The organism is Phenylobacterium sp., assembly GCF_036264965.1.
Taxonomy (GTDB): Bacteria; Pseudomonadota; Alphaproteobacteria; order Caulobacterales; family Caulobacteraceae; genus Phenylobacterium.
Genome location: NZ_DATAPY010000124.1, coordinates 14,519 through 32,335 on the forward strand (window position 1 = coordinate 14,519; position 17,817 = coordinate 32,335).

At 70.0% G+C, this 17,817-nt stretch carries 18 protein-coding genes; 6 read left to right on the forward strand and 12 right to left on the reverse strand.

Annotation, left to right across the window (positions count from 1 at the left end):
• Positions 1-54 precede the first annotated feature (54 nt).
• From VHS75_RS16355 to VHS75_RS16370, 4 genes are all read right to left on the reverse strand, one after another.
• Positions 55-441, reverse strand: a complete 387-nt coding sequence (locus tag VHS75_RS16355; protein ID WP_329639678.1) for a hypothetical protein — start codon at positions 439-441, stop codon at positions 55-57.
• 66 nt (positions 442-507) lie between these two features.
• On the reverse strand, positions 508-1,755 hold the full coding sequence (locus VHS75_RS16360) for a YdcF family protein (protein WP_329639679.1): 1,248 nt from the start codon (positions 1,753-1,755) through the stop codon (positions 508-510).
• Between the two features lie 51 nt (positions 1,756-1,806).
• On the reverse strand, positions 1,807-2,859 hold the full coding sequence (locus tag VHS75_RS16365; RefSeq protein ID WP_329639680.1) for a glycosyl hydrolase family 18 protein: 1,053 nt from the start codon (positions 2,857-2,859) through the stop codon (positions 1,807-1,809).
• 48 nt (positions 2,860-2,907) lie between these two features.
• The gene (locus VHS75_RS16370) at positions 2,908-3,981 is read right to left on the reverse strand and encodes a 2OG-Fe(II) oxygenase (protein ID WP_329639681.1); all 1,074 of its coding nucleotides are present in this window, start codon (positions 3,979-3,981) and stop codon (positions 2,908-2,910) included.
• A gap of 270 nt (positions 3,982-4,251) precedes the next feature.
• Here VHS75_RS16370 and VHS75_RS16375 point away from each other — a divergent pair, with 270 nt between their 5' ends.
• The 3 genes from VHS75_RS16375 (at position 4,252) to VHS75_RS16385 (ending at position 6,957) form a co-directional block, all read left to right on the forward strand.
• Positions 4,252-5,052: a glycosyltransferase family 2 protein gene (locus VHS75_RS16375; RefSeq protein WP_329639682.1), complete on the forward strand. Its 801-nt coding sequence runs from the start codon at positions 4,252-4,254 to the stop codon at positions 5,050-5,052.
• A gap of 10 nt (positions 5,053-5,062) precedes the next feature.
• A complete protein-coding gene (locus VHS75_RS16380) occupies positions 5,063-5,899 on the forward strand; it encodes a polysaccharide deacetylase (protein ID WP_329639683.1) in 837 nt (278 codons plus the stop codon).
• Between the two features lie 83 nt (positions 5,900-5,982).
• The gene (locus tag VHS75_RS16385) at positions 5,983-6,957 is read left to right on the forward strand and encodes a sensor histidine kinase (protein ID WP_329639684.1); all 975 of its coding nucleotides are present in this window, start codon (positions 5,983-5,985) and stop codon (positions 6,955-6,957) included.
• On the opposite strand, the gene VHS75_RS16390 is transcribed toward VHS75_RS16385, so the two are convergent.
• The gene (locus tag VHS75_RS16390) at positions 6,954-7,892 is read right to left on the reverse strand and encodes a helix-turn-helix transcriptional regulator (RefSeq protein ID WP_329639685.1); all 939 of its coding nucleotides are present in this window, start codon (positions 7,890-7,892) and stop codon (positions 6,954-6,956) included. The two genes, VHS75_RS16385 and VHS75_RS16390, sit on opposite strands and share 4 nt — an antisense overlap.
• A gap of 196 nt (positions 7,893-8,088) precedes the next feature.
• Between VHS75_RS16390 and VHS75_RS16395 the strand changes: the two genes are divergently transcribed.
• Genes VHS75_RS16395 through VHS75_RS16405 form a run of 3 tightly spaced genes read left to right on the forward strand, consistent with a single transcriptional unit; the run spans position 8,089 to position 10,778 of the window.
• The gene (locus VHS75_RS16395) at positions 8,089-8,907 is read left to right on the forward strand and encodes an SDR family NAD(P)-dependent oxidoreductase (RefSeq protein ID WP_329639686.1); all 819 of its coding nucleotides are present in this window, start codon (positions 8,089-8,091) and stop codon (positions 8,905-8,907) included.
• A 3-nt stretch (positions 8,908-8,910) separates the two neighbouring features.
• A complete protein-coding gene (locus VHS75_RS16400) occupies positions 8,911-10,545 on the forward strand; it encodes a GMC family oxidoreductase (protein WP_329639687.1) in 1,635 nt (544 codons plus the stop codon).
• A 20-nt stretch (positions 10,546-10,565) separates the two neighbouring features.
• A complete protein-coding gene (locus tag VHS75_RS16405; protein WP_329639688.1) occupies positions 10,566-10,778 on the forward strand; it encodes a hypothetical protein in 213 nt (70 codons plus the stop codon).
• On the opposite strand, the gene VHS75_RS16410 is transcribed toward VHS75_RS16405, so the two are convergent.
• The 7 genes from VHS75_RS16410 to VHS75_RS16440 all read right to left on the reverse strand — a co-directional run bounded on the left by VHS75_RS16410 (position 10,775) and on the right by VHS75_RS16440 (position 17,732).
• Positions 10,775-11,593, reverse strand: a complete 819-nt coding sequence (locus tag VHS75_RS16410; RefSeq protein ID WP_329639689.1) for a glycosyltransferase — start codon at positions 11,591-11,593, stop codon at positions 10,775-10,777. The genes VHS75_RS16405 and VHS75_RS16410 overlap by 4 nt on opposite strands.
• Before the next feature lie 155 nt (positions 11,594-11,748).
• On the reverse strand, positions 11,749-14,148 hold the full coding sequence (locus VHS75_RS16415; protein WP_329639690.1) for a TonB-dependent receptor: 2,400 nt from the start codon (positions 14,146-14,148) through the stop codon (positions 11,749-11,751).
• Positions 14,149-14,184: 36 nt separating this feature from the next.
• Positions 14,185-15,171, reverse strand: a complete 987-nt coding sequence (locus tag VHS75_RS16420) for a FecR family protein (RefSeq protein WP_329639691.1) — start codon at positions 15,169-15,171, stop codon at positions 14,185-14,187.
• A gap of 109 nt (positions 15,172-15,280) precedes the next feature.
• Positions 15,281-15,832: a sigma-70 family RNA polymerase sigma factor gene (locus VHS75_RS16425; protein WP_329639692.1), complete on the reverse strand. Its 552-nt coding sequence runs from the start codon at positions 15,830-15,832 to the stop codon at positions 15,281-15,283.
• Positions 15,833-15,891: 59 nt separating this feature from the next.
• Entirely contained in the window at positions 15,892-16,659 is a 768-nt protein-coding gene (locus tag VHS75_RS16430) for an alpha/beta fold hydrolase (protein ID WP_329639693.1), read from the reverse strand.
• Between the two features lie 65 nt (positions 16,660-16,724).
• Complete coding sequence (locus VHS75_RS16435; protein WP_329639694.1) at positions 16,725-17,156, reverse strand: response regulator; 432 nt, start codon at positions 17,154-17,156, stop codon at positions 16,725-16,727.
• Positions 17,157-17,282: 126 nt separating this feature from the next.
• Positions 17,283-17,732, reverse strand: coding sequence for an NUDIX hydrolase (locus tag VHS75_RS16440; RefSeq protein ID WP_329639695.1), 450 nt, complete (start codon positions 17,730-17,732; stop codon positions 17,283-17,285).
• Positions 17,733-17,817: the final 85 nt, after the last annotated feature.

Genomic DNA, 17,817 nt, shown 5'->3' on the forward strand with positions numbered 1-17,817 from the left:
ACAGAACTGAGCCGGGAGTATTGGCGGGCAGAGCTCGCGCGGTAAAGCGCGGCCTTAGAAGGCGAGGCTGAACTTCGCGCCGACGAAGCGTCCGTGGGGGTCGCTGCCATAGGCTGCGGCGCCGCCGCTCTCGGTGTGACCAGGCTGGAGGCCGCACATGAAGCCGAGGCCGCCGGTGAGGTCGGAACGGCCCGCGAGCTTGGTCTCGACGGCTGTTTTGGCGAAGACGGCAGTGTCCAGGGTCTTGGACTGCAGAGCGGGGCGAGCCAGCGGGTCCAGCGGGTTGGCGATGTCCGGCATGGGCTTGGCGGCCTGCGCCGGGATCGGCAAGGCGACGGCGGGCGCGGCGGGATCGGGCAGGCGCAGGTCCAGCGGCTGGGCGGACGCGGCGCCGGCCGGCAGGGCGAGGGCGAGGGCGAGGGCGATGAGGGTGGTCTTCATGCGGGCTCCACGGGCGGCGCGGTCACGCGTCTTATACACCCTCATTCGCGGAAATGAGGCGGGCGGTTACGGGTCGAGCGGATCCTGCGGGTCGGCGTGCAGGGAGACGAGGTCCGGGATGGCCGCCAGGTCGAAGGGCGAGAGGCGCTTGTATCCGGTCATCGGCTGGTAGCCGAGCTCGGCGGCGTTGCGCTGGGCGAAGGACGGCAGCTCGATCGACAGGCTCTGGTCGCGCGAGGTGGTGATCAGCACCGGGCGGTCGAGCGGCGCCCCCATGCGGAACAGCAGGCGCGTGGCGTTCCTGAGGTTGGTGGTGGTGTGGCGGGCGTAGGGATCGACGACAATCGCCTCGGCCGGGACGCCGTAGTGGGCCATCAGGTCGTGCTTCATCTCAATGGCTTCGGCGAAGGGCGTTTTGTTGGGATGCACGTGGCCGCCGGAGACGATCAGGAAGGGCGCCAGGCCCTCGCGCCAGCGCTTCACCGCCAGGCGGTCGCGGAAGGACCCCACCGGGGAGACATGGACCTCCGCGCCCTCGGTCCCCATGCCGGGCACGACGATGGCGGTGTAGGGCCTGGTCTTCCAGTCGGTCTTGCGGGCCCGGGCGAAGGCGGCGGCGTTCTCGCCGGTTTCGAGCGGCTCGTAGCGGGCGGCCTCGTCGCGCTGGTTGATGGCCAGCAGGTCGAACGCGACAGCGGACCAGGCGTGGAAGGGCAGGGCCTGGTCTTCGCGGTCGGCGGAGACCTCCAGGGCCTCGCGCAGCATCTGGCGGAAGTGCGGCTCGGCGGGCGCGTAGGAGATGGCGTCGATCTCGGCGTAGCGCGGCTTTTCGGCCAGGGCGTAGACCCGGTAGAGGCGGTTCAGGCCCGCGGCCGCGTCGGCCCAGGCGCCGCGGATCAGGCCAGCGTCGTCCAGGCCGGCGTATTTCTGGGCGCGGCCGGAGGGGCGGAGCTGGTCGCGGACCAGGCGGCTGAGTGGGCCGCCGGCCTGGGCGAGGCGGGCCAGGGTGTCGCCGACCTTTGCGATCTCGGCGTCGGTGAGCATGAGCTGGTCGACGGGGCAGGCGGGCTGGGCGCGGCAGGCCTTGATGGCGACGGCGCGGGTGTCGCTCAGGCGGGCGTGCAGGGCCTGCAGGTCGGGGTCGGCGGCCAGGGCGCTTCGGGCCTGCGGATCGGCGGCCAGCAGGGTCAGCAGATAGGCGTTGGCGTCGGCGACCGGGTCGTCACTGTGGAGGAATCGGTAGGCGGGTGACTGGGCCTCGGCGGGGGCGGCGAGGACGAAGACCGCCAGGATCGCGACGACGGCGGCTCGCATGCTCTTCCCCCGAAAGTGCTCGGGCCTATGCAGCGGTCCGCGCGGGACCTGTCAATGCGGGACCATGGTGCAGGGCGACGGCGGCGGCGCGGGAGACATGGGCGGGTCCGGAGCCGGACTCAGCCCGGGCTTGGCCCAAAGGGCGGGGTCCTCCAGGCCCAGGCGCCAGATCGCGACGCCCCGAACATGCCGCGCGAGCGCCCGGCCGATCTGCGAACGGAGCGCGGCGGCGTCCAGCCACCAGACCTGATGGGCGCGGCCGTCGGCCGTCACGTAGCTGAAGTGCGGATTGCCGTCCGGCGCGTTCCGGGTGACGGCGGCGTGACTGGCTCGGCCGAGCGCCTGGGCTTGGGCGACGGAGACGACGGCGGCGACACCCCCTTGCGGCCAGTCGTAGCCGTAGGCGCCCACGGCCACGATGGCGTGGGCCGCGTCGAGGTCGGCCAGCCGCTCGGAGACCTTGCCGGTCAACCAGTCGATCCCCGCGATGGGCCCGGGGGTCGAGGTGGCCCAGCACTGATCATAGGCCATCAGCACCACGGTGTCGGTCGCCGCGGCCAGATCGCGGACCTGGGCCGGGTCCGCGCCCAGGGTCGAGGTCACCCAGAGCTCGCGGCCTAGCGGCTTCAGGGCGGCGTGCAGGCGGGTAAGCAGGGCGGCGTAGGCCGGGGCGCCGGCGGGGCTGAGGTTCTCGAAGTCGAGGATGTAACCGCCGTAGGCCTGGGCCTTCGCCTCGGCGGCCAGGGCGGCGATGAAGGCGTCGCCGGCTTGCGGGTTCAGGAGCACGCCGTCCGCCGCGGCGGCGTCCCAGACCTCGTCATGGGCGTTGGAGACGATGGGGAAGACCTTGGGTTTGCCGTGGGCCGCGGCGAGGGCGGCCGCACGCGCCGGGTCCGGCTGCCAGCGGACGTGGCCCATCGGCGAATCGAGCGCCCCGGACATTGGCGCGACGACGTCGAGCGCGCCGGCATGGGCGCCGAGCGAAGCCGTCGAGGCGGCGTCCCACGGCAGGTAGAAGCCGACGGAGAGCGGCTTTGCCGCCGCGGCTCCGGCGGTGAGGGCCAGAGCCGCGATCAGGATCAACGGAAGACGCCAGCCGGTCATGGCGCTCCTCCTAAGCCCTGCTTCGCACGCTCGGAACCCTCAAAAGCGTCAGGCGGCCTCGGCCGGCGCGGGCTCCGACGGGACGAGGAGATGCAGGTTCTTCAGCCGCAATGTCTCGCCCGCCTCGTCGTAGAGGAAGGGCAGGAAGGCGTAGCGGGCCCCCTTGGTGACCGGCAGGGCCTCGTGCAGCAGCGAGCAGGAGAAGACCACGGCGCCGCCGGTGGGCGGCCGGTAGGTGCGCATCCCGTACTCCGGGAAGCGCAGGTCGCCGCCTTCGAAATCCTCGGCGTTGAGGTTGATCGAGACGGCGAATTGCCGATGGGCGGTGGCGCTGGTGAGATTGTCGCGGTGCGGGCGGAAGTAGCCGCCGTCCTCGGCGTCGTAGCGCGCGACGAGGTAGCGTTCGACGCGGGTGGCGCGGTAGCGATAGGCCTTCAGGAGCTCCGGCGTCAGCCGCCGGCCGATCAGGGTGCGGACCTCGACGCGGAGGGCTTCGTCCATGACGTCGGCGTCGTAGCGCTTCTTGAAATTGTCGAGCACGCCGACTGTCTTGCCGTCCTGCTCGCGCATCACCCCGGACGGCTTGCCGCCCTGCGTCTCGTAGTCGGCGATCAGGCGCCGGCAGAGCTCGGGATCGAAGATCCGCGGTACGATCATCACCGGCGCGTGCAGGGGCACGCCGGCGTGGAGGTCGGGCGGCGGCAGCGCGCGGAGACGGGCGAAGACCTGCTCGCTCTCCTCGACCGGGCTGGTGAAGAGGATGCGTAGGGACGGGTCGATCGCCACCCAGATCGCGCGCTGGGCGCCGGCCTCGTCCAAGGCGCCATAAAGGCGCGCGATCTCGCCATCGGGGTCGAAGAACCAGCGCACGCCGTTGCGATCGCGGGCCCGCGCAAAGGTCTCCTCGTCGTTCAGGACGGTGAAACAGGCGAGGTGGTTGTCGCGCAGGAGGTCGACATTGGCCTGCATGACCGCGAACATCCGCCGCCGCCGCTCGGGGTCGGACGGGGCGAAGCCCAGGAGGACGTAGCGGCCGGCGACGGACGAGAAGTTGTAGTTGGGGTTCAGGACGCTTCGCGCGAAGAACCAGGGAGTCGGTTCGCCTGGCCGCAGTTCCTTCATGGCGGTTCTTGCCCCCTTCGCGAAGATCGCAGGCCGCGCTGGATAGTCCGCAGTTGCGCCGAGTGCAAAGAGTGGTGGCGATATGCGGCCCGGGCGTGGCGCACAAAGCCGGGTTGGATACACGCCTGTAACGCTGGCGTAACAGTCGGAAAGCCCGCAAGTCCCTATAAAAATTACATAAAACGAATCGCGACAATGCGCCGCGGTGACGGTTGTTTGCTGAGGTGACACAGGCCCGAAGGCGTCCTTCATGTCGTTAGGGGGACGTTAATGACCAGACTTTCGGCGGTGCTGTGCGTGCATAATGAGGAGCAGCGCCTCGCGAGGTGTCTGGACGCCCTCGGTTTCGCCGACGAGATCGTGCTGGTCCTCGACCGTTGCACCGACCGCACGCGAGCCATTGGCGAGGCCTATGGGGCGGTGATGCTGAGCGGGGTCTTCCCGCTGGAAGGCTCGCGCCGCGCGGCCGGAATGAATGCGGCGACCGGCGACTGGATCCTGGAGATCGACGCCGACGAGATCGTCAGCGCCGAGCTGGCGCAGGAGATCCTGGCCAGCCTGGACGACACCCGCTTCGCCTTCCGTAAGGCGCCCATCGACAACTACGTGGGCGACCGCCTGATCCGCCACGGCTGGGGCGGCGCGTTCGGCACCAGCCTGGCCGCGCGCTTCTATCGCCGGGGCTCGAAGCGCTGGGGCCATGAGCGAGTGCACCCGGGCGTGACGTTCGATGGCCCGGAAGGTCCGAAGTTCACCAGCCCCTTGCATCACCAGTTCGCCGACAGCGTCTCGGACGTGTTCCGGCGCCTCGACCGCTACACCGACCTGAAGGCGCAGGACCTGCGGGAGCACGGCGGCAAGATGGGCATTGCGGACAACGTCTGGCGCGGGCTGCGCCGGTTCTGGAAGTGCTACGTCAAGCGGCGTGGCTGGAAAGAGGGCGGGTGGGGCCTGATGATCGCGATGATGGCGGGGCTGTATCCGCTGATCTCGGCGTTGCGCGCCGATCTCGACCGGCCGTCGGTCGAGGCCGCGAACGAGCCGGCCGTCGCCCTGGCCCGGGCGGCCTGAGGGACGCGCCGTGGGCTTCAACAATCTACGGCTGTGGCTGGAACTGCGGCGCTGGAAGGCGGCGGGACACACCGCGCGCCTGTGGTGGCGTGACGATGACGCCTCCGGCTCGACGGGCGCGCTCGACCGGCTGCTGCTCGATCGCCTGGTGCAGATCTCGGCCCTGACCGGCACGCCGCTGGCGTTGGCGGTGGTGCCTGTGGGTGAGATGTCGGGGCTGGGGAGCCGGCTCCAGGACGCGGCGACGGTCACCGTCGCCCAGCACGGCGTCGACCATCAGAACCGTCGCGAAGGCCCAGCCGCCGGCGAGTTCCCGCACGATTGGAGCCAGCAGCAGCTGGAAGAGGCGATGACCGCCGGCTGGCGCCGCATCGAGAACCTGCCGCGGGCCCTAAAGGTGTTCGCGCCCCCGTGGAACGACATCCATCCGCATCTGGAGCGCGCGCTGCGCGCCAACGGCTATGTCGGCTGGTCGGCAGGGGGAACGGTTTCGGCGAGCGGGAGCTGTTGCCGGCTGGACATCCATCTGGACCTGATGCGCTGGCGCGGGGGCCCGCGGTTCCGCGGACGCGGCAAGCTACTGGCCGACTTTGCCGCTGAACTGCGCCGCCGGCGCCGGGCGGGGTTGTGGGACGCGCCCATTGGCCTGCTCAGCCACCACCTGGCGCACGACACCGCCGCCTGGACCTTCCTCGGCGACTTCCTGCGCTGGACCAAGGCGCAGCCGGAATTGACCTGGGTGTCGCTGCCGGAACTGATGCGCGAGACCCAATCGCGCCGGGCTCAAGCGCTGTTGCGGTCCTCAGCGCGGCTGATCTCCGACCTGGCGCTGGCCCACCCGGCCTGACGTCGGTCGCGTCGTGGCGACGCACTGCCCGCGAGCGTGAATGCCTGCTAGGGTTGCGGTCGAGCTTTGCGCAACAGGCGGCTATGTCGAAGTCTTCGCCATCAGATTCCAGCTATGAAGCGCGCCTTGAGGCGGTGCTGGAGAGCGTCAGCGACGCCTTCTATGCGCTGGACGCCGATTGGCGCTTCGTGGTCTTCAACCGCGCCGCGGAGGAGTATTTCGGGGTCGCCCGCGAGGCGGTCCTGGGCCGCGACCTGTGGGAGGTGTTCCCGCAAGGGGCCGGCACGCCCTTCGAAGCCTACTGCCGCGCGGCGATGAACGAGGCTGCTTCGACCAGCTTCGAGACCAGTTCGCGGCTGCGGCCCGACCGGGTGGTGGAGCTGCGGATCGTGCCGATGCGGGGCGGCGGGGTGGCGATCTCCCTGACCGATATCACCGAGCGCAAGAGCGCCGATGCGCGCCAGCGGCTGCTGGCCAATGAACTCAATCACAGGGTGAAGAACAGCCTGGCCACCGTGCAAGCGATCGCCGCCCAGAGTCTGCGCGGCCCGGACGTCTCGCCGGTTGCGCGCGAGCGGTTCATGGCCCGACTGGTGGCGCTGGCGCGAGCCAACGACGTGCTGGTGGCGGAGGCCTGGAACGGGGCGAGCCTGGCCTCGGTGGCCGCCGAGATGGCCAATCCGCATGGCGATGGCGAGCGCTTCACCATCGCGGGGCCGGAGGTGCATCTGGCGCCGCAGACCGCGACAGCCATGGCCATGGGGCTGCACGAGCTGGCGACCAATGCGGCCAAGTACGGGGCGCTTTCGACGCCGGAAGGCCGGGTGTCGTTGACCTGGGACCTGGCCGGCGAGGGCGCTGCGCGCCGGCTGAAGATCACCTGGCGCGAGACGGGCGGTCCGCCCGTGGGGCCGCCGGGGCAGCCCGGGTTCGGCAGCCGCCTGATCGAGCGCGGCCTGGCCTCGGAGCTGAAGGCCAATGTGCGGCTGGTCTATGCCCCGGCCGGGGTGGTGTTCAGCCTGAGCGCGCCATTGAGCGAAAGCGTCGTCGAAGGCTAGCCCCGAGGCGCGGCCGGCGCACGCCGGTCATTGGCCGCGATGGGCGCCTCTCGGTAGGCCGGTCCGCGGGACATCGAGGCAAGCAACGGCAGGCGCAGGAGCAGGTCGCCGCCCAGCGCCATGGCCGCGGGTCCGAAGTCGCCGCAGAGATGCCGGCGCACCGCCTCGGGGACCGAGCCCTCCGGCGCCACGGGATCGCGCGCGGCCAATTCGAGGAACCGATGGTCGTCCGCCGATATCTCGCCGCTCAGGTCCTCAACCCGCTCCAGCAGCATCGGATAGGCCGCGGGCGTGCGGCCGACATCGAGCGAGGGCGCCAGCACCAGCCCATCGATCACCTCGGCCTTGGGCGTCGCGACGCCATGGAAGATGCCGAACAGCACTGCGCCGCTGATCACGTCGACGGTGACGGCGAAGAGCTGGTTGCCGGCGGGCAGGATCCAGCCGTCGGCGATGGTGCCGCCGGCGCCGATCCGTATGCGCATCAGGCCGTTGGGATCGGTCCGGACCATGGCGTGGTCGTGGATGAAGCGGCCGGGCGACAGGATGTAGGGCCGGGTTGTGCGGTAGAACCCCTCGTAGGCCGGGCCGCGCAGGGAGGTCGCGGCGAGGAACTGCTCCATCCCCAGGATCGGCAGGCCGGATGCGGCGCTATCCGCAGAAGGATCGTGGCTGGCGACCGCTTTCAGGTCGGCGCCGATCAGTTCGGCGAAGGCGGCCAGGCTGCGGTCCCAGTCCAGGGTGGTGAAGCCTGCGATGCGCTGGGCGATCAGTCCCGACAGCAGGGACAGGTTGTGCGCCGAGGGCTGCACAGCGCCGGAAACCCAGCGGCCGACCACGGACTTGTCGACGCCCAAATCCGCCGCGAGCCGCGCACGGCTCATCGACAGCACCTTGAGGACCAGTTCCAGCTTCTTGGCGAAAGGTTCGCTCATTGTGTCCTGTTTTGGCGGCGCGGGCGCCGATTGGCCGCGTCCTCGTGGGAAGGGGTTTCGCTGCTCACGAGAACGAATGTCAATCCGGTAACAGAGCTTGTCGAACCCTGTTTGGCCCATTGGCATATAAGCGCCCGTTAACCCGTCCGGGGAGGTTGCGTTTGACGCGCGCGGGGCGAACGCCGCAACTGAGGTCATGAACGCCCCCGCCAAGCCGCCGCGACCTCTAGCCCTTGTCACGGGGGCCTCGGCCGGGATCGGGGCGGCGTTCGCGCGGGCCTATGCTGCCAGGGGCTACGACTTGGCGCTGGTCGCACGGCGGGCCGATCGGCTGGAGGCGCTGGGCGCCGAGCTTTCGGCCGCCCATGGGATCGAGGCCTTCGCGATTCCGGCGGACCTGGCGGCCTTCGAGGCCTGCACGGCGGTGCTGGCCGCGGTGGCGCAGCGCGGGCGGGTGGTCGACGTGCTGGTCAACAACGCCGGGTTCTCCATCGCCCAGAGCTTCACGGGCGTGCCCTGGAGCCGCCAGCGGGATTTCCTGATGACCCTGGTGGTCAACGCCTGCGGCCTGGCCCACGGGGTGATCCCCGGCATGGTGGCGCGGGGGCGCGGCGCGATCGTCAATGTCGGCTCGATGGCCGCCTTCGCGCCGGGCGTGGCAGGCCACAGCCTCTATCCGGGCGCCAAGAGCCTGATGGTCAGCTGGAGCCAGTCGCTGGCCGCCGAGCTGAAGGGGACGGGCGTGCGGGTCACCGTCACCTGTCCCGGCTTCACCCTCACCGAATTCGCTGAGGCCAATGGCACCAAGACGATCATGGATAGCGCGCCACGCCGGTTCTTCCAGACCGCCGAACAGGTGGCGGAAGCCACCCTGGCGGCCAACGACCGTGGTCGCGTGGTTGTCGTGCCGGGCCTGCACAACAAGATCGCCGCGGTGATCCTGCACTACATGCCGCAGGCGCTGCTGATCGCGATCCTGAGCCGCGCGTCGGCCAAATATCATCTGGAGGCTTGAGGCATGGCGCACTTCGACGTGGTGATCATCGGATCGGGCGCCGGCGGCGGCACGATCGCCCAGCGGCTGGCCGCGAGCGGCAAGACCATCCTGATCCTGGAGCGCGGCGAGCAGCTGCCGCGCGAGGCGGAGAACTGGAGCCCCAAGGCGGTCTTCGTGGAGCGCCGCTACCGCACCCAGGAGAAGTGGTACGACAAGCACGACAAGCCGTTCCAGCCGAACACCCACTACTGGGTCGGCGGCAACACCACCTTCTATGGCGCCGCCCTGATGCGGCTGCGCGGGGGCGACTTCGGCGAAGTGCAACACGCCGGTGGCGTTTCGCCGGCCTGGCCGATCAGCCTGACGGACCTGGCGCCCTATTACATGGAGGCCGAGACGCTGTGGCGGGTGCATGGCGCGCGCGGCGACGATCCGACGGAGGAGGGGAACGAGCCGCCCTACGCCTTTGCGCCGGTGCACGACGATCCGGGCATCTCGCAGCTGCGCGGCCACTGGGTGAGCCAGGGGTGGAAGCCCTTCACCCTGCCGCTCGGGATCAACCTGGACCAGGCGCATCCGGTGACCTCGGCCTGCATCCGCTGCAAGACCTGCGGCGGCTATCCGTGCCTGCTGAAGGCCAAGTCCGACGCGCGGACCATCGCCATCGAGCCGATCATGGGCCTGGAGAACATCACGCTGGTGACCGGCCGCAAGGTGACGCGGCTGGAGACCGATCCCTCCGGCAAGACGGTGACCGAGGTGGTCTGCCAGACCGAGCAAGGGGAGGAGCGCTGGACCGGCGACATCGTGGTGCTGGCGGCCGGCGCGGCCAATTCGGCGGCGGTGCTGCTGGCCTCGGCCAATGCGGCCCATCCCAACGGCTTGGCCAACGGCTCCGACCAGGTGGGGCGCAACTACATGTTCCACACGTTGACGGCCATGGTCTCGCTGACCGCCGCGCATGTGGACATCACCTTCCCCAAGACCCTGGCTTGCAACGACTTCTACTGGGGCGATCCGGACGGCAGCTACAACTTCCCCATGGGCCACATCCAGTTGCTGGAATACATGAGCGGCCAGACCATTGAGGGGCAGGTCAGCGACTGGCTGCCGCCCGGCCTGATGCCGGATTTCCTGTCCGAAAACGTCGCCGAGCGGATGCTGTCGATGCTGGTGATCTCGGAGGACCTGCCGTTGCCGGAGAACCGGGTGCGCCTGGCGTCCGATGGGCGGATCTGCCTGGACTACACCTACAACAACCTGGAGGGGCACGAGCGGCTGGTGAAGAAGCTGCACGCCTCGCTGGACGGTTTCGTCGACCACGCCCATCCGATCAGCCAGCACCACTTCGCGTTCGACAGCCTGCTGCCGCTCTATGGCACCGCGCATCAGGCAGGCACGGTCCGGTTCGGCAAGGATCCGAAGAGCTCGGTGCTGGATCCGCTCTGCAAGGCCCACGAGCTGGACAACCTCTATGTCACCGACACCAGCTTCTTCCCCGCCATCGCCTCGGTGAACCCGACGCTGACCACCGTGGCGAACGCCCTGCGGGTCGGCGACCATCTGTTGGAGCGCCTGGGCGTCTCGAAGCCGCCCGCGAAAGCAGCCCACATCGAGGGTCCGCCCACGCATAAGGCCGGCGAGGCGTTAGCCTAGGGCCGGGCGACTATGTCGAGTTGAACGTCGCCGACACCGGCAAGGGGGTGGCGCCGGAGGTGATCGAGCGAGCGCGGCGGCTCTGTCCGGACAGGCCCATCGTCTTCGCCAGCGGCTATGCGGACACCGATCAGGCTGAGGCGGCGCTCGGCAGGGAGGCAACCATCCTGCGCAAGCCCTTCACCATGGACGAACTGGCGCGGACCATCGCCGCCCTGATGCGTGAGCCCTAGCGGCGGCCGGCGACGCCGAGGCGGGTCGGCTGCAGGGCAGGCTCGGCGGCGATGGCGGCGCGCGCCTTGACCAGATCGCGGGCGCGCACGCCCGAAAGCACGGCGTCGAGGCCCGCCATCAGCGCGATCAGGAAGCCCAGCTCGCCTTCGCGCAGGCCCTGACGCCAGACGTAGCTGGTCCAGAAACGGCCGAGGCCGCGCGCTACATCGCCCAGCAGGCCGCCGGCTTGGTCCGCGTCGGCGAGGTCCTGGGCGCGCAGCGCGCTGCGGCGATTGAGGCGGGCCATCATCTGGCCGACATCAGCCTCGGCGTCGCGGCGCAGCGGGGTTTCCAGCTCGCCCGCGAAGCGGCCTTCCAGAACGATCGTCGGATCGACGCGCCCGGCCTTCCAGCGCTTGACCCGCTGGCGGTAGAGCCGCGCGGCCATCACCTCGCCGAGGCCGGCGCTCCAGCCGCGGCGCACCAGGGCGCCGCCGACGAAATTGTGCACCGGCACGTCGAACCAGTCGCCAGCGGGGCGACCGTGGATGGCGGCGCGGATTTCGTAGGCGAGGGTGGCGTCGACATGCTCGTCCGGCTCGACCTCAAGAACCCATTCTCCGAGGCAGGCGGCGACCCCGGCCGCCTTGCGCTGGCTTTCCATCGGGAAGATGCCATCGATCACGCGCGCGCCGTATTGGCGGGCGATGTCCTGAGACCGGTCGGTGCAGCGGTCCGCCACCACCACGACCTCGTCGCAGAACTCGAGCGCGCGCAGGCACTGGGCCAGCCGCGCCTCGTCGTTGTGCGCACACACAAGAGCCGAAAGTTTCACCGGCGACACCCCGTCCAAGAGCCCCGCGGCGTGTAAACCCGCCGTCAAGGTAAAGACGCCGCTGCTTAAGCTTGCCCCCCGCTCGCCGAACCCGGGATTCTGTCGCCTGCGACAGGCCGCCACATCGGGGCGCGCGGAGCGGCCTGCGGACGGCTTCAGAACGCCGCCGCGACGCGGACGCCGAAGGTGCGCGGGCGCTGGGGCGTGACCTGTCGGACCTGTCCGAAGGTGAAGGGGTTGCCATAGGCGAAGGTGTTGCCCGAGGCGTCGGTGGGGTTGCTGATGAACACCCCGCCGCTGACGCGCCGCCGCACCAATTCGGCCAGGAGCTCGGAATCGATGACCGGGTCGGTGCGGGCCGACAGCGTCGGGTCGAAGGTCAGGCGCGCGGGGCCGACGTAGCTGGCCCGGGCGAGCAGCCGCAGGGTGAGGTCGCGCGGCAGGGCGTGGTCATAGCGGGCGAGGAGGCCGCCAGACCACCGCGGCGCGCCCGGCAGGCCCGAACCGAGTGTGTTGGCGAAGTCGGGGTTGACGCTGGTGAACTTGGGCGCCGAATAGAGCGCGTTGGCCTGCACGCTCAGGCCGAAGCCCCAGTCGTACGCCGCCTCGGCCTCCAGGCCGCGGATATGGGCGTCGCCCACGTTGGCGGTGTAGGCCAGACCCGTCGGCGCGGGGCGGTACTGATCTGACTGGATGTTGGACCAGACATCGTAGAAGGCGGCGGCGCGGACGACGAGGCGCTGATCCAGGAACCGGCCCTTTGCGCCCAGTTCGAAGTTCTGCAGCCGGTCCGGCTCGAAGGTGGTGCGGGCCGGCTTGATGCCCACGAAATTGGTGGTGTTGACGCCGCCGGGCCGGAAGCCCTCGGAATAGAGGCCGTAGATCAGCGCCTCGTCCATGAATTCGTACTGCAGCGAAAGCTTGGGCGACACGCCGGAAGAGGACGAGGTTTCGTCGATAGCGCGCGGCAGGGTGGGCGGGGCGCCGGCGATGTTGGCCTTGACATCCAGGTGGCTGCGGAAGGCGCGTGCTCCGGCCGCGAACGTCCAGCCCGGGGCGAAGCGCCATGTCGTTTCGCCGTAGGCGGCGAGCTCCTGAAGCTGGTCGCGGCGCTCCTCGTCGTAGACGCGGGTGAGGCGGCCCTGGCTGACGGCCGTGGCGAAGGGTATGGCGCCGCCCGTGGCGACGATGTCCAGGGCCGAGGGGGTCCGCTCCAGCGATGACGAGCCATAAACGCCGACCAGCCAGCTGACGTCGCTGGAGCCCGCGGAGGTCAGCACCACGTCCTGCACCACGCGGCGGATGCGCGCGGCTTCGGAATAGACGCCCAGGGTCGCGCCGCTGACGAACTGGGTGGCCACCTGGGTCGCATCGTAGAGGCTGGAATAGGCGTGCTGGAGATAGGACGTGGTGGCCGCGAGATCGGCGCCGGCGAGCTCGCCGTGCAGGGTGAGGGCGCCTTGCGCGAAGTCGTTGACGGAGGCCTCGCGCACCTGGTTGGCGCGCTGATCGCGCGCGGCGAGGGTGGTGTACTGGGTGTCGCGCGAGTTGAGATGCTGGCCAACCGCGGTCAGGTCGGCCGTCCAGCTGTCGCTGAGTTCCAGGCGCAGGGCTAGGCGCCCGCCCGTGCGAACGGTGGAGTCGACGTTGGAAAGGCGCAGGGAGACGTTGTCCAGATAGCCGCCCTGGTCGTCGTAGTAGGCCACCAGCCGCGCCGCCGCGCGGCCATCGGCCAGTGGTGCGTTGGCGTAGACCTCGCCCTCGTAGCTGGGCGCTCCGCCCGTCGTGGAGCCGGCCATGGCGGCCCCGCCGGCGGCATAGCCGCCGGGGTCGGGCTTGTTGGTGACGATGCGGTAGACGCCGGCGAGGGCGCCGGAGCCATAGAGCGCGCCCTGCGGTCCGCGCACCGTCTCCACCTGCTCCACATCGACCAGGCGCAGGTCCGGATCGGGGGCGTTGTAGTTGATCGGGGCGTCGTCCAGATAGGTCGAGACGGTCGAGCGCGCGCGGCCAGTGAAGGCGCCGTCGGAGAGGCCTCGCATCAGGAGCTTGTCGCGGCCAGGGCCGAGGTTGGTGGTCAGCACGCCGACCAACTGGCCGGCCGTCTCGCGCGCGTCATAGGCGTTGCTGACGACGAGCTGCTCGCCGGACACGACGCTGACGCCGGCGGGCAGGGAGTCCAGCCGCTCGGGCCGTTTGCGCGCGGTGACCAGCAGCTCGGCGACCGCCGGGGCGGTGGGGCCCTCGGCGCGGACCGGCGCGGGGCCGATCGGGATGATGCGCACCGTCTGGGCGTCGACGATCCGCCAGGTGCAGGGCGCGCCGCTGAGCACGCGGGCCAGGGCGTCGCTCAGGGTGTGGCGGCCGGCCAGCGCCGTGGGGCCGCCGGTTCCGCAGGCCGAGGCGCCCAGCAGCGAGACATTGGCCTGCACGGCCAGATCGATCAGGGCCTCGGCGTAGGACTTCGAGGGTATGGCGAAGCGCCGACGCGCTTCAGCGGCCTCAGCCCGGGTGGCGAGCGTGAGGAGGCACAGCCCCGTAAGGGACGCGCGCAAAAAGGCCGCCGGCCTGGATATGGCCCGTTGTCCCCCTCATGGCTTCACGGCCGGATCGCTGCGAAGCAGAACGCCTTGCCCCAAGGGTAGCGCCTTGATGGGGGCGAGCAAGGCCAGGCGGCGAATAACCGCAGCCTGATCGTCGAGGACGAGGACGCCGGAGACGCGGACCGCGGCCAGCGCCGGGTCCTCAAGCGTGATCGGCTTGGCGAACTGCTGGTTCAGATCGGCGACCACGTCGCCCAGTGGCTGGTCGCGGTAGATCAGGCGGCCGACGCGCCAGCTTTCGACCTGCTGCGGATCGACGGTGGTCAGCGCCACGGCGGTCACGCCTTCGATCGTGTCCAGCTTCTGGCCGGGATGCAGCCGCCAGACGCGGCCGGCCAGGTCGTGGCCCGGACGGACCTCGACCACGCCGCGCTCGACGGCGACGGAAAGCTCCGCGCCGCGGTGGCGGACGTCGAAACGGGTGCCGACGACGCGGACCGTGCGGTCGCCGACGTCGATCAGGAAGGGCCGCGCCTTGTCGGCGGCGACGTCGAACACAGCCTCGCCCTGGGGCATGACCACATGGCGCTCGTGGCGGCCGAGCGTGACGCTGAGGCTGGAGCCGGCGTTCAGTTCGATGGTCGAGCCGTCGGCCAGCTTGACCGTGCGGTGCTCGCCCTTGGCGGTGGCGTAGGTCTGGGCGACGGCCGGCGCGAGCATGCCGTAGGGCATGACGGCGAGCGCGAGGGTCGCTGCGGCCGCGACGCCACCGGCGAGCAGCCAGCCACGCGAAGCCGGGCGGCGGCGGCGCGGCGCGGCGTCCAGGCCGTCGACAATCCTGTCCGCGGCGGTCTGCAGTTCGAGGGTCACGGCCAGCGTCGCGTCATAGGCTGCGGCGTTGGCCGGATGGGCGCTGAGCCAGGCGTCGAAGTCGCAGGCCACCACGTCGGTCGCGTCGTCAGCCTGCAGGCGCACAAGCCACTCGGCCGCTTGCGCGCGCCGGGCGTCGTCTCCCTTGCTCCAGGCCTCGTTCATGAACGAAATCCCACCCAGCGCCATAATGCGCCCGTTATGGTGATAGACGGCGCCGAGGCGGCCTGCCCCCCTGTCACGGGCGCCAAGAGTTTACACACTTCCTGGTTGTTCATGCGTCGAACCTCGGCGCGAGCTTGGCGGTAAGCGCCTTCAGGGCCGCGCTGACGTGCTTCTCCACGGCCTTCACCGACAGGCGCATGGCCTGGGCGGTCTCCGCATGGCTGAGACCTTGGAGCTTGTGCAGGCGGAAGGCGCGGCCAGCCTGGGGCGGCAGATCGCCCACGGCGGCGATCAACAGGCGCAGGCGCTGGGCGGAGGCGGCGGCCTCGTCGGCGGGCGGCTCGTCGGCGATTTCGACGCCGCCGACCTCGGTGCGAGCAACCTGGCGCCAGGCGGTGTCGCGGGCGGCCGAGCGCGCCTCGCCGCGGGCCCGGTCGAGCATCAGGTTGAAGGCCATCCGGTAGAGCAGGGCGACCGGGTTGGCGACCGGTTCGTCCCGATCGCGCGCCGCCAGGCGAAGATAGAGTTCCTGCGCCAGGTCCTCGGCTGCGGCCAGCGACCCCGCGCGCGCGGCCAGGAAGCGCACCAGGTTGGCGCGGCGCTCCAGGTAGACGGCCAGCAGCGGGTCGTCGGTCGGCGAAGGGGCAGGCTTATCGGCCACGGCTGCACCTGTGCCGCATTTCGCGCCAGGGCGCCAAGGTCGGCGGTATTATGTCGGCCCTAGGTCAGGCCCGCATCGCTCAGGAATCCCACCAGGGCGGCGTTGAAAGCGGCGGGCTGGTCGATGTTGGCGCTGTGGCCGGCGTCGGGAATCACCACCTTCTTCGCGCCGGGAATCTTGGCGGCCATATAGTCCGAAGCCGCAAGGAAGGGCGCGTCGTTGGCGCCGACGATGACGACGGCGGGGACCTTGATCCCGGGCAGGCTCTCGATGACGCGGGCGTCACGCTGGGTGAGCATGCCGCGCGCGGCGTGGGCGAGGCCGATGGCGTCGCGGTGGCGGGCGAGCCGCACCTCGGCGCTGGCGCGGGAGAGGTCGGGCAGGCCCTCGGCCTCATAGCGTTCGGCGCGCTTCAGCGCATTGGCGTTCCAACCGTCGCGGGCCTGGTCGTTCTTGTAGCCGGGGCCGGTGTCGATGATCAGCAGCGCCCGGGTGCGGTCCGGGTGCGCACGGTGGAAAGCCAGGCTCATGTAGCCGCCGAGCGACAGGCCGCCGACGATCGCGTCCTTGGCGCCCGCCGCGTCCAGCAGGGCGGCCATGTCGGCGACGGTGGCCTCTTCCGAGTACTGGGCCGGGTCGGCCGGATAGTCGGAGGCGCCGTGGCCGCGCATGTCCCAGGTGATGACGGTGAAATGCTCGGCGAGCGGCGCGATCTGGCCGTCCCACATCTGGCCGGTCGAGGAATAGCCGTGGGTCAGGATCAGCGCCGGGCCGGAGCCGGCAATGTCGTAGTGGATGTTGACCCCGTCGCGATCGAGCGTGGGCATGGGCGTCTCCCGTCCCGGCTCTTTGGCGGCCGGCAGGCGAGCCTAACGGGGGAGGCCGCTCACGCCTAGGCCGCGTTGGCGGCGGAGAGCTTGCTCTTGGGCGGCTCGGCGGCGCGCTTGATGGCGTCGAGCAGGCCCGAGACCAGGATCGGCTTGGAAACGAAATCGTTGAAGCCCAGGGCGCGATATTCTTCCGGCCGGCGGGTGAAGACGTCGGCAGTGAGGGCGATCACGGGCGTGTTGCGCTGCGGCCCCGGGCTCTCGCGCAGCTTGGCCACCGCCTCGATGCCGCTCAAGCCCGGCATGTGGATGTCCATCAGCACCACGTCGAAGGTCTGGTCGGCGAGCAACTGCAGCGCCTCGGCGCCGGAGGTGGTCTTGACGGCGGTGTGATTGAACGCGCCGAGGATCTCCTCGACGACGCGCAGGTTCATCGGGTCGTCGTCCACATGCAGGATGACGAGCGAACGATCGAACTTGGGATAGGTCTGCGACACGGAAATACCGCCCTATTCAGGCGTGAAGGGTGCCCCGCGAAGGTTTCGGTAAGACTGACATTCTCGGTTAATTCTGCTTAACCGTGTTTTTTCATCCACAGGCTGTGGATGGTGTGCCCGCCATGCTCAGGGCTGGAAGGTGGCCAAAAGGACCATCAGCTCCGGCTCGTCGACGCGACGGGCCGCCTCCGACAGCGAGAGCCAGAGCTTCTCGCGCTGGCCCAGCTCCAGATAGGCGTCAGCTTCGGTCTCGACGTAGAGGGCGTAGACGGCAACGCGCACACGCTGCAGGCGGCCGCTCTTCAGGCGCTTGTCATAGGCGTAGGAGCCGACCGGACGCTTGGAAATCTTGCCCTGCACGCCAGCCTCTTCGAAGGCTTCCTGGGCCGCCGATTTCGCCGATGACTTGCCTTTGATCGGCCAGCCCTTGGGGATCACCCAGCGATGGGTCTCGCGGCTGGTGATCAACAGCACCTCCACCTTGCCGGCGACGTTGAGCCGCCAAGGCAGGGCCGCGAACTGGCTGCGCGGCTCGCGATCGGGCTCGTAGGTGGAAAGGGGCTCCAGTTTCCTCATCTCACTGACATAAACCCAAGCGCGCGTACGGCAACGCTGTTCGGCGTGGGCGCAACGTCGCAGGGATTGGTCCGAGCAAGATGGC